The organism is Legionella qingyii, assembly GCF_003184185.1.
The window spans coordinates 149197-161395 of the sequence record NZ_QHJG01000014.1 but is presented as its reverse complement, the minus strand read 5'-3'; the positions used below and the strand labels follow the sequence as shown (position 1 = coordinate 161395).

Below are 12199 nucleotides of genomic sequence, written 5' to 3'. Positions count from 1 at the left end.
TGCTATTCAGACTCAACAAGAGAGTCCTCACTATGGCTAAATTTTGTGAGGATCTCTCAGGCGCGGTGCGCTGCACCCAGCCTAGATTTTGTACCACCTCGTCGTGAAGAGTTTGCGACGAAGAATCTCCAGCTTTTGGCACCTATTTAATTTCTCCAAATGCCTCGCCCAAACGTATTGTTCTTCCTGCTTTTAAAGCTTCATGCCAATGGACTTGTGCGCCATTTGCAAACAACAAGACAACAGTTGAGCCTAATTTAAAGTAGCCCATTTCATCGCCTTGAGCCATCATCATTTGTTCTTTATCCTGATTGTATTCAAAATCAATGCGGGCCTTACTCCGTTTGATGTCCCCATGCCAACTGGTTCCTATCGCTCCAACTATAGTTGCGCCAACCATCACCATCACCATAGGACCTACTTTGGTAGAAAAAAAGATTGCCAGTCGAGCATTACGCGCAAATAATTTTGGCACAACCCGAACGGTTGAAGGCTGAACTGAAAATAAAGCCCCCGGAATATAGGTCATCGATACGATTTCAGCATCCATAGGCATATGGACCCGATGATAATCTTTGGGTGATAAATACAACGTAGCAAAACATCCATTAATAAATTGAGATGCCACCTTATTATTGCATGCTAAAAGATCTGCGACAGAATAGTAATGACCTTTTGCCTGAATTAATTGGCCTTGCTCTATAGATCCTAGCTCGCTAACACAACCATCTACAGGCGAGATGATGTCTGCATGGGCCATAGGCCTACATTCCGGTTTCAGATGGCGGATAAAAAAATCATTAAAACAAGAGTATGCGGTGGGATCTTCGATCAGGGCCTCACTCATATTGACCTGATATTTTCTTATAAATCGTTGAATAATATAATTTTTAACTTTGACATTTTTTACATCAGCCAAACAACCCGCAAGAGCTGTAAGACCATGCTGAGGAATCAGGTATTGAGGTAATGTTTTTATTAAATCAAAAGACATGCGAAACTCTCACCGCGTTTTTAAAAAAGGGAATCATAACCTATACTTCCAATGGTCACAAATATAGTGGTGTAGGTTCCTTACTATTGCTAGCATCTCCGTAGGTAAGTTGTAACTGACGATGCGAAGCAGAAATCGTTTCATGATGATATTTCAGATTAGCAAGATAAAACGCTTTATGCTGCTCATTTAAATTAAACTGAGTGACTACTTGATATTTTGGCTCTTGCAGCATCACCGGGTATTTAGAGACTTCCCTTTTAATTGTGTCTAATATTTTGACAAACAAACACTCATTTAATGTTGACGCCTCACCTCCATTCATAAAGATCATGGCCAGTGCTTTCGAATTACAATTTCCTTCTAAATAACTTTCTACTTCCGATCTCCTGGATACACCTATAAGGCTTCCCCATGTTTTCGACTCATATTTTGTTAATGTAGAATTAATTAAGCTTTTAAATGATTTCGTAGTTAGTGTATCTACCCAATCATAAATCGCCTTATACACCATGTTGATGCCTCCATCACTATAAGGATGAGTAAATCGCTTGTTTTCTTTCGCAAAAGATACTACATCGCTCGTGAAATCAGCGATGCCCTTTTCAAAACTCTTCTCCCTGATTGCAAGATCAATACTTGGTATAGGATGCTTTTGTAACATAAGAGGGGTAAGCCCTAGTATAAGCTGGGTGTTCAACGCTCCATTATCTTGGGTTCCTGAACTTAAAATATAAGCCAAGCGATTATCACCACTTTCACTTCCGCTTGTCTTTAAATATTGTCTCACAGGTTCGGCCCTTTGACGGAATGACACCGAAGGCAGCAAAGGAGCATATTTTTTATCTATAATATCGTTGATATAACGCTCTAATTCCTCAGGCTTAATGGTTTTTGCCCAAACAAATAATGAATCACAATATTGTTTTTTCACATCTTCATGCGTAAAAGGTAATACATCTTTTTTAACTGCAAGTAATGCTTTCTCCATAAGCTCATCAGTAGTGGTCAAATGCAATTGGAAATTGACCTGTTCTGCCATCAACTTGAGGCTTGAGGCGATATTATTAAATTCAGCAGCATGAGTTGTTGTATTTGCTAAAGCTTGGCGAATTTTTAAGTTATACGTTTGATGGAGTAAGCTTAGTTTATTTGAAAATTCGAGATTGTCTTCTTCTGAAAGATCCTTTCGTTCCTTTTCATAATAAGCTTTTGTAATAGCACGAAACTCATTAACAAATGCGACCATCGATAATACTGCATCACGCAACTTACTGTCCCTATCAACACTAATCTTCGTTTCAATTGTGTCGGCAGAAAGTAAAGGGAGATTTCCAAATAACTCCCACGCGCTGGTTAACGTCTCATCGGTAGCTTTTTTGCTAACCAGCTCGGAGATTTGTACATATGGTGGATTGGTAGCCTCTTTAAGTAATGCATTCGTTAGTCTGTATGAACTGTAAATCAATTCTTTTATAGTTGGAGTAAATGCATCACGCCAAACTTGGTGATAACGTTTTTGCAATTCGCCAAGATCATATTTAAGTGTCTCTTCTTTGGCATAGGTTGTTTCATTTTCCTTTTTGACCCATTCCTCTACGTTACGATAAAATGAAGGCTTTTGATAAAGAGCCAAATAGGTGGGTGATAATGGTATCCCATAGCCATTGTCAGAACATCCCATATAAAAGGCGACAACTCGATATAAATTATCATAATGTTCCTGATACAAATCCATCATAAAATCAACAAATGACCTTTTGTTCGTCTCTTCATTACAAAAACGAGGATACAGCTCTTCATATTTTGCCCTTAAGCTGGGGTCGGTCTCATCTAAGGAGGCGTAATTTAAAGGCAGATCGCCAAAGAGCTCTGTTAAACGTTTACGTTGTACCTCAGGCTGGAATGTTAATAAAGCTTTTAAAGCTGCGGCGAGCTTTTGTTCTTGCGCCACAGAATTCTGAGCCAAACGTGCAAATTCAACTGGGTCTGCATAGGCTTTTGGTAATAGTTTAAGAGCCTGCTCTTGTACTCCAGGTACGATTACCGGAATAGTTACTTGCCCTGGATGTTGATAAGGTGGCCAGTGATAAGGCATGGACTCCTGAACGTTGGGAAAAGCCTCATAATCATGAACGGTTAGAGTAACATGCTTTTTAGGAACTCCAATCACTGATCTTGGCTCTTTCATATAGATAGTGAACCAATAAAAAAACATATCAAAATCGATATCTCCAGCTAGGCTCAGGTTATGCGGATGCGCATCATCATCATCAAGAAACCATCTGCCAAGCAGAAGCTCCATGATGTTTTTCTCAATAAGTGTTTTCACACTGGGCGCAACTTGTTCCTTTAAGGAGCTATTTATAGGAATGCCTTCTTTAGCGAAATGAAAAGGCTTAAAATCCTCTACACCAATAGATAACGTACCGATTAATTTATCTTGGGTGTGGCCCCTTTTTGATGTGATTTCCAGGATATGACTCTTTACCGATTGAAGTTGCTCTACTGTTAAAGGCAACTCAAGATTAAAGTCTTGTATATCCTTTATTGAAATCGTGTCTTTTTTTATCGAACCATCAGGAGTCTTAACAATATATTTAAGCGAATCTTGTTGATCTAGTTTAATATAAAGTGTGTTGTCTTTTAGTGTATTACTCGATTCACTACTGTCTAACAGTAATTCAATGTCATACTCCTCAAATACCAAACGCTCTTCAGCAGATCTTTTTCCTTGGAATAAACGTTTAAATGATGAAGTGGCTACACTTATTTTGGCTAATAATTCAGGATAGTGATTTTTAGGTTCTAATTTTTTAAAAAAGGCCTTCTTGATAACACCATCTTCTTCAAAACTAACATGAAATGTTTGATGAGAACTATCCGAGATAGCTGTTTTTGTAGAATAAGTGAGTTGGCGATGTCTCAGCGCCCTTTTTGGAATTCCCATATGTTTAATCCATTAAATCACAGTCGTCCTTTAGAATAGTTCATATTAAGCAGAAATATTCAATAAGTTCAAGAATAATTTTCAAACAGATAACAAGGAAACTAAACAGTAAGATTCAAGCGATAACCACATCACTAAAGGAAAGTTTTTCATATGATGTTGTTTAGCTTTTTTTATTATAACTTATCATGGTGCCATTGGCACATAGGCCGCCGCAGTCAGCGATCCGTGAAGTTTTGTATTTCACTCGCACCTTGTATTTTAATCTATTTTTCGCATGCTTCTTACCCATAAAAAAGCTTTTGCTCAAAGATGAGAACTGGTATCGCTACCGCCAATTTTATGCAGAACAGGCAGGATTCTGGGAAAGCATACTGCATCAATAATATATTAAGTTGTCGTCATTAAATGCGCAGGCATGCCATCACAAGAAAATAAGCAAAAGGCATAAAAAAACCGTTTAGAAAAAAATATGATCAAAATATTGGTTAAATAGTGGCTCTCATGGTAAAATACGCGCCTTTTTAAACATATCTTATTGATAATAGGCGATTTTTATGCAATCGAAGCTAGAACAACTTTTCTCTACACCACCAGATCAAAATGATAAATTTCACTCCAATAATTTGAAAAAGATAACCCGTACTTCCGAGTATCTTATTCATTCGCTAGCCACTCTAGGACAGTTATTAACAGAAATGAAACAAGGAGAGGAAACTCCTGTTTTACGCTATCTTGTCTGTTTAAATAAATTAGCCTGGTTTGCCAGAGAGTCACATAGTAATGCTCCTGACGCCCCTGCACATTTCAAAATGACAGGCTCCCCACAAAATCAGGCCTTTTGTAAAACCGCTGGCAATTTGTTTTTTAGTGAAGACTATTCCACTTTAATTAAAATTAATCATAAAAGTGGTGATTTTCGTCCTTCATTTGATTCCATTAAATGGATTCTAGCAATTCTTGTTATTAATGAGACTTGCCTTCCATTCAATTTACCTGAAGTTCTAATTATCGATGAGTTAGATCATAATGGTAAAACAATAGGTACTCACCAATGCTCGATTGCCAGTATTAAAAACTGGTTAACAACTTTTGCGGAAAACATCGCGCTAACGTCAAGTTTAAAAGAGCAAAATGCTGAAACCAAAAGAGTGCGCTACGCACTAGAAAGACCCAGGCGCTTCGCTGTGGGTGATAATGATGATCCACTTATTGAGAATACAAAAGTAAGAAGGCTAAAATTTGCGGAAGATGGAGTACCTGATGAGTCAAACATACCAGCTCTGTTATCCAGTGATTCGCCACAGGCCGCCACAAGATTTCCCGCATTCGGAATTCCGTCGTTACGGTTATTTGCGTCTTCAAAACGGCCAGCTCCTTTATTTCCAGAGCACGAATTAAACCCTCAACAAATTGAGAAGTTAGGTATAGTCGCACCACCACCACTGAAAAAGAGAAAGCCTGAACGTCATAACTTCCTTAACTCATTAGCTCAACCCAGTGAATCCGAAACGGAAGAAAAAAATAGTCCAGCCTTCTCATTCATTTAAAGGGTATTTTTTAAGCGCTTAGCGCTTAAGATACTTCATCCTAAACGAAGATAAGGATCGCCTGGATATGGCATAATTTTTATGAAATAGTGTATTTGCCCTACTCAGGAGATCCATCATCTTAAGCTCCTTAGGATGATTTAGTTTTTCAGGTTCCATTGCAAAAAAGATAAAATGGGGTTCGGCAGTTCTGTTCCAAAAATATTTTTAGACAACGAATGGAGTAATTTTGGGCGAATTTAGGCTGTCATTCCCTAGAACTGTTCAGGTTAGTCGTGGTCTCTTGCAAGAAGAATGCCCTAGCCCGGAGGGAGATAAGTTCTCGGGCTAAGGCTGTAGCAGTTACCGGCTACACTTGTTTAACTCATTTGCAAACATGGAATGAATGACCAAATTCCATTTTCATCTGTTTTCTCTGGCTCTATAAGCTTGAGAATTTCTTTATCAAGAGCGCGTATCTCTTCTCCTGAGCGGGTTTGATTAAAAAACCAAAAATTTCCAGTTTTGTGGTATTTATATCCATTGGCCCCTAAAAAAGAACAGACACTAATCACAATATTAGCCAGGACAATTATGGCTTTATAGATATCTGACTCGATTTTGGGATCGACAATATCAAGAATTTTCTTTTCGGCTGCCTTTAATTTGGAACGTACTTCAACATCAGGATTCATAAGCGCATCATAAGTGATAGTGTATAATTTTTTCCTGTATTCTTTTTCTGCTTTCTTCCATTTGTCAAGCATGGGTCTATATGAGTTAGCCTCGGACAAACGTACATGAATTATTTCGCATTGTGCTTCCACACGCATAATAACGTGTCGAAAACGCTTGGCTTCTTCACTCTCTTCTATTGCCGCTAATTCAACCATTTCATTTTTGCGCTTTAAATCTAAATCTTGCATTTGCCTGACACAAATAAATCGCTCTTCTAAACGTGTAGCTAAAGCCAATTGTCCTGGATCTGTAATTTGAAGTATCTTTTTGCCTAGAGCCGTGACCCCATTTGTTACACCAACATCCAGAACATCTATTAATATCTTTCGAGTGCTCTCCTCAATATGCTCCAACTGCGGTAAAAACAGACGTAAGGCTTGCCCCTTATGATTATTTTCTATCGCTCCATGATAAGATTCAGGTTTTATTACCCCTGATTTCCTTAATAGAAGCAGCGCATTACTCGCAGCTTCCAGCTCATGGACTGATAACGCGCATAAACGCGCATAAACATCATGCAGATTTTTGAACTCTTCCTCAAAATGATAGCGAATTGATTCTTTCAAATGGTCGCGGGGAGCTAACGCAAGTTTCTCCAGACCTTTAATACTGTAAGTTTTTGTTTGATCTATAGCAATCAGGGTCGAAGCCAACAATGGATATTCGTTTGTTGCATCGATTATTTCTTGATATTTATTCGCAGACAAAGATCCTTTTACCCAAAAAATCAAACAAATTCTCTTACAATCTTCATCATGCAGGGAATGAATAAATTTTAATTCCCCTAGTTTTGTAGGATCGTTAAAGAATTTCGGCACATCTACCGTAAGTGCCGACTCTAATGTTACCAAGCGGTCTATCACTTGGTAATATACTTCATTAGATAAAATAAGACGGATTAAATCTTCAGGATAGTTTTGTTGAATTAAAAAGGGGAGCAGCTTGATTTGCGTCTTATCCCACATAAAACCACTGAACTTGTTAATAAACTCCAAATTCCCTAGTAGCTCGCGGTTTTGCTCAAGAATCCCTTGTTCATAAAATATGATGATGATCTTTAATAAACTCTGATTAATCCGCATATTCTTGGTGAACTTAATTTTTAGAATTTCCTTACACAATTGGCTGGATGGTGACAAAAGATCATTGATTACGCCAACAGGTAACGTAAATTTATCAAGTATTTTGGATTGAAGAATCAAATCCAGAGCTGGATTCTCTGCAAATATGGCAGATAAATTAAGTTCACTAAAAGGAATTGAAGTACCAATTGTCGCGGGGTCCTGTCCTCCTTGTAGCTGTCGCATCAACAGCGCAACACGTTGAAGGCGTAAATTAATTCCATTATCTGCATTGACGGCTGTTTGTAATAAAAAATGCGGCAAAGGAGATCGAACCTGATTTAATAACAGCTCAAGAGAGGGCATAGAGGAAACTGTGAGCCCGGAATCAGGCGCTTTAATAAATGGGTGTAAATCAAAACTCGCTGCACAGATAATTTCTCTGTCCTGAGGTAGTGCATGGCCTTTTCTCATTAAGCCGATTACCCATTGTTTGGGGTCATCCTTTCGATACATGACGACGAGGCCACAGTCTTCTCCCGCATCATCAATATAGGCGAAATCCTGACGAATAAAATTAGCATGATAAACCTCTGGGCTTTCATCTTTCTTCTTGAGAGGGTCGATGCCAAATAAATAGACCAAATTACCCGCAGTCATATTGCCCCGCAGATAATGCTTTCCTGATGCTTGTTTTTGCCAAATATTTAAATGTCTTATTGCTTGCGGCATAGAACCCAGGAAATTAATGACTTCCCTAGAAATAACTCTTGTGCCATCTTTTTGTTCTGCAATAGCCCAGTCCTGTCCAAATGCCTGAAACATTTGTTGTGCGTTTCCCTGTACGATATAAGGCATAATTCATTTCTCAACATGACAAATTGAGAGTATTATATCCAATAATTGCTCGAATGGTGATAATTTTTTGCTAAAATTGCATTTTTAGTGGGTAATGAACTATTGATAAATTTACAGGCAAGAAAAAATATGAAATGCAATCTCATAGGAGCGGGTCGATTAGGTAAAAATATCGCTTTAGCCCTATTTAAAGCACAGCGGATCACATCAGTTTCCATTTGCAATCGCAGCTTCGAAAGTACACAAAATGCACATCAAGAGCTGGGTTTTGGGCAGGTAATCGACAAAATGGCTCACTTACCTGCAGCAGAGATAACCTGGATATGTTGTAATGATGACGCCATTGAGAATGTTGTTGACAATTTAGCTCACAGTATCACTTTAAAACCAGGCAGTTTTGTCATTCATAGCAGCGGCGTACTCAGCTCGGCATTACTTGCCCCTTTAAGGAAACAAGGTTGTTTCGTGGCGAGTTTTCATCCTTTAAAAGCGTTTAAAACAAATTACCTGGAACCCACCGCATTTAAGCAAGTCGACTGTATCTTAGAAGGAGATCTGGAAGTATGTGAGTGGTTGAAGCGCTCTTTTACGCAGTTGGGCGCGCATCTAATTACCATTAATCCCGAAGCAAAAGCAGCCTATCATGCTGCAGCCTGCATGGCTTCGAACTATTTAATTACCTTAGCAGCCTGCAGTGAACAATTATTTCTGAACGCCGGCATTAATAGCCAGCAAAGCCGACAGATGATGGTGAATTTAATGCAAGGAAATCTTGATAACTTACTGCAAACTAAACATATCGCAGAAACACTCACAGGGCCACTGGCAAGAGGCGATATTCAAACCATCGCGTTGCATTTGAACTCCATAGATAATCCCGAAACAAAGCGTTTATACCAAACTGCGGCCTTGGCTACATTGCCGATGACACAATTATCTGTAGAACTAAAGCAGAAGATTAGGGATCTTTGTAGTTAGGATATCAAGCAATATAGCCAGAACCCGGAGAGTTATTGGCAGGAAACCCTGGGTTTCGCTTTGCTTCACCCAGGCTACATAAGTTGTTTATATTTGATAGGTACATTAAAAGAGAAAATCATAAATCTTCTCCTCCTGAACTATCCATCCGAAATGTTCGGGCACCAACGGTAGAATCTAATACATCTTTTTGTGATTCTCTTCCTTCGTTTAAAACAGTCTTTGCATAGGAGGTTGAAATCACAGGCCCATTTCTATCGGGAATATATGCAGATTTCGTGTCTCGCCATTTGCCTACTGGAACACTGCTTGCATTTCCAGCATTAGCTTGCTCTTCTTGGCCATATCTAGGATCTTGATCCGCTTCCGGTTTTTTCTGGTTACTCATTTCAATTAATGTAATGTTTCTTTTTTGTAATTCTTCAAATCGAGCTTTTTGAGCGGAATTTTTCGTAGCAAGTCTATAGAGAAAATCACCCAGCAAAACCAGCGCTATTACTCCAGCTGCAACTCCTGCTCCTACGCCAATCGCAATAGCAACTGGAGGAAATGCTGAAACAGCTAGACCAAAGCCAACAACTGCAATACCAAAAGCTCCAGCTTCAATTAATGCACCACCTACTGCTATCCCAAGAATGGCCTTACCTGCAGTCTTAAGTTCACTCAAATAACTTATCTTTTCTACCCCACAAAACTCTCTTAATACATTATCAGTCAACCCTTTATGGCATTGCCATTTCGACGCATTTTTAACATGGGTAGTAACTGTTTCAGCATTATTAGTATCAGAGAAAATACTAGTTCTCGTGCCTAATTTTGCATGGCCGCCCTGATCGATAAAACTAATTACGGCTTGGAACCCTTCAAGGTTTAAAGCCTCATAGAGCGCATCCAAATTCTTGGTTATATCTGCTGTATTCTTACAATAAATACTCGTTTCCAACTCATTTGCTAAATTAATAAGCCTCTCTGCTTCCGTGTCAGAAAGATACCTCTTTAAAAGACTCTCGCGCGCTGAATTATCCAAACTTACAAAATCAAGAATAGAGACACGACCATTGACGGCTTGCGCCCTTTCGTTTGCGCTCTTACAGCCACCAATAGATGCCTTTTCCGCAAATACTGATAAAGCTTGGTAGGTGAACCCATTCTCATGATGGCCAAATGCACCCTCTTTGAATAGGGAAACTATAGCAACCTTTACATTATCTACAATCGCCGCACGATGCTCCTCCCATTGAAACTCAGAACTTGGTGCCGCGTCAGGAACTGTCATACTGCTTTGTAGGTGATTAAGAGTTGTCAAAACCTCAGGCTTTTCTGATTTGAGATAACTATAAAAAGAAGGCCCATAATCAAGGGCAAGAAAGTGATCGTATTCAGCAAACAATGATTCAACGCGCTTTCTATCATTTTTATCCCGAATAATCTCATAAATAGTATGCAAAGAAGCCATTTGCGTCATCAAGGCGGCTTCATTTACAAGCTCCGAATTTTTATCATGAATCGACAGCTCATGGCCCCAACCATTAACGGCGATATTTTGGACTAAACATAAAGGTTTTAGAGGATTGGCTCGATTGTACGCATGCGCCGCTGCCAAAATGTGTTCCGCACTTTGACTTTGCTTATTTTTGCTCTCATCATAAATTCCAGCAGGATTGCCCTTATTTAAGGTGGTATATAGATTGTAAATAAAGGCTTGGGGAAACTGAGATCCCGCTGACCTGCGAACATCTCCACCTAGTTGATATTTATCTTGTAAATAACGGAGTTTTTCAACCGTATCATTCACAATCAGCTCGTTAAAAGCCCATTTTATATTTTCATCCGAATAGAGTGCTTTGGGATATTTTTTGACAAGGAGTTTATTTATTGTTATATATTCTTTACAAATCTGATCTCGTTCTTTTTTAGAGAGCTTATTTTTGGGGTCAAGTTTCGTTATTTCCTTATTTACTAGGGAATCATCTTTGCTTTCGATGTTTTTACCTTGCTTTACTTCCTGTTGCAAAAGCTTTTGCGTGATGGGATGTAGTTGTTTTACCGCCAGTGAAGGAACGCGAACTTGTTGACGATGAGATAAAGGTACTACATCATCTCCTAACAGATGGTGAGAATACATCATGCGATCTGCTAAATGGCTTTCACCCAATTCCTGATGATGCGAGGTATGCTCACTGGCACCGATAAAGCTAATGAACCCTGTTCCTTTATCGATATGAACGAAATCATTGGCGCTGGCAGTGGTTGCTTCTGCTAGATGTTTTGATAAATGCCTGGTGATATTTGCATCAAATTGAATTCCAGTCGCCATAATGACTTCAACACGTATTGTTTTAGCAATATACGGCAATAGCTTGTTTCTGGCCTTATCAAGCTCAGCATTTAAAGTAGTTGCAAATTGCTCCTGATCAAATGGGGCTCTTTTATTAGCCTTGGCATACGCTTTTTTTAATGCGTCCGCTTGCAACTTCATTATGTAAGGATTAAGCCTAGAAAGTGCAGCTTCTATACCTTGTTGAAATTCAGTATCATTATAGTCACGGCCTTCAGCATGAACCGCAGTTTTAAGCATCCGCCCAATTAAATGGGCATGAAAATGGGTTTCCTGGTGTAAACTAATGATGCGGCCTTTGGCTAAGCCCTGATATGCCTGTAAAATTTCTTGAGATTTATTTTGGGGTAACTTTTTCTTTAGTGTAGAATCTAAAGGTGATTTTAGCTGGGATGAGGTTTGTAAATCAAAGCTAACAGAAGTAATCTCCTGAATAGGATGCCCTAAAAGGGCGTGGAATTCTCTTTTAAATGCGTCAACATCATCAAATTCCTGTAATTGTTCGTCTTGATTAATCTCTCGTAGCGCAAGATAATCTTTATATATATTATTCCAATTATCCGCGCTAAGTTGAACATCAATAATAACCCGGCCTTGTGGATCCATTGGAAAATATTCAGGATTCATCTTAGTTTTAGCAGCATATATATCCTTTGCTGCAGTATGCAGCGCTTGCAAATAGATAGCTTGTAATTTCGCACGTATTTCAGGGGTCGGCATAGGGAAAAACCTCTCAGATTTTACTCTTTAATT

The 12199-nt window shown here is 38.9% G+C and carries 7 protein-coding genes; 3 read left to right on the top strand and 4 right to left on the bottom strand.

The annotated features are described in order from the left end of the window. Positions 1-142: 142 nt before the first annotated feature. On the bottom strand, positions 143-994 hold the full coding sequence (gene asd, locus DGG96_RS10200) for an archaetidylserine decarboxylase (protein ID WP_110142562.1): 852 nt from the start codon (positions 992-994) through the stop codon (positions 143-145). A gap of 55 nt (positions 995-1049) precedes the next feature. Beyond that, entirely contained in the window at positions 1050-3944 is a 2895-nt protein-coding gene (locus tag DGG96_RS10195) for a hypothetical protein (protein ID WP_110142561.1), read from the bottom strand. 188 nt (positions 3945-4132) lie between these two features. Between DGG96_RS10195 and DGG96_RS20670 the strand changes: the two genes are divergently transcribed. Both DGG96_RS20670 and DGG96_RS10190 read left to right on the top strand, forming a co-directional pair. Further along, positions 4133-4330 (top strand): hypothetical protein, encoded by a 198-nt coding sequence (locus tag DGG96_RS20670; protein ID WP_133249332.1) that lies wholly within the window; start codon positions 4133-4135, stop codon positions 4328-4330. Positions 4331-4501: 171 nt separating this feature from the next. Continuing rightward, a complete protein-coding gene (locus DGG96_RS10190; RefSeq protein WP_110142560.1) occupies positions 4502-5494 on the top strand; it encodes a hypothetical protein in 993 nt (330 codons plus the stop codon). 359 nt (positions 5495-5853) lie between these two features. On the opposite strand, the gene DGG96_RS10185 is transcribed toward DGG96_RS10190, so the two are convergent. Then, complete coding sequence (locus DGG96_RS10185; RefSeq protein WP_110142559.1) at positions 5854-8130, bottom strand: hypothetical protein; 2277 nt, start codon at positions 8128-8130, stop codon at positions 5854-5856. A gap of 129 nt (positions 8131-8259) precedes the next feature. Between DGG96_RS10185 and DGG96_RS10180 the strand changes: the two genes are divergently transcribed. Beyond that, entirely contained in the window at positions 8260-9108 is an 849-nt protein-coding gene (locus tag DGG96_RS10180) for a Rossmann-like and DUF2520 domain-containing protein (protein ID WP_110142558.1), read from the top strand. 118 nt (positions 9109-9226) lie between these two features. Here DGG96_RS10180 and DGG96_RS10175 read toward each other — a convergent pair whose 3' ends face one another. Beyond that, positions 9227-12166, bottom strand: coding sequence for a hypothetical protein (locus DGG96_RS10175; protein ID WP_110142557.1), 2940 nt, complete (start codon positions 12164-12166; stop codon positions 9227-9229). Positions 12167-12199 lie beyond the last annotated feature (33 nt).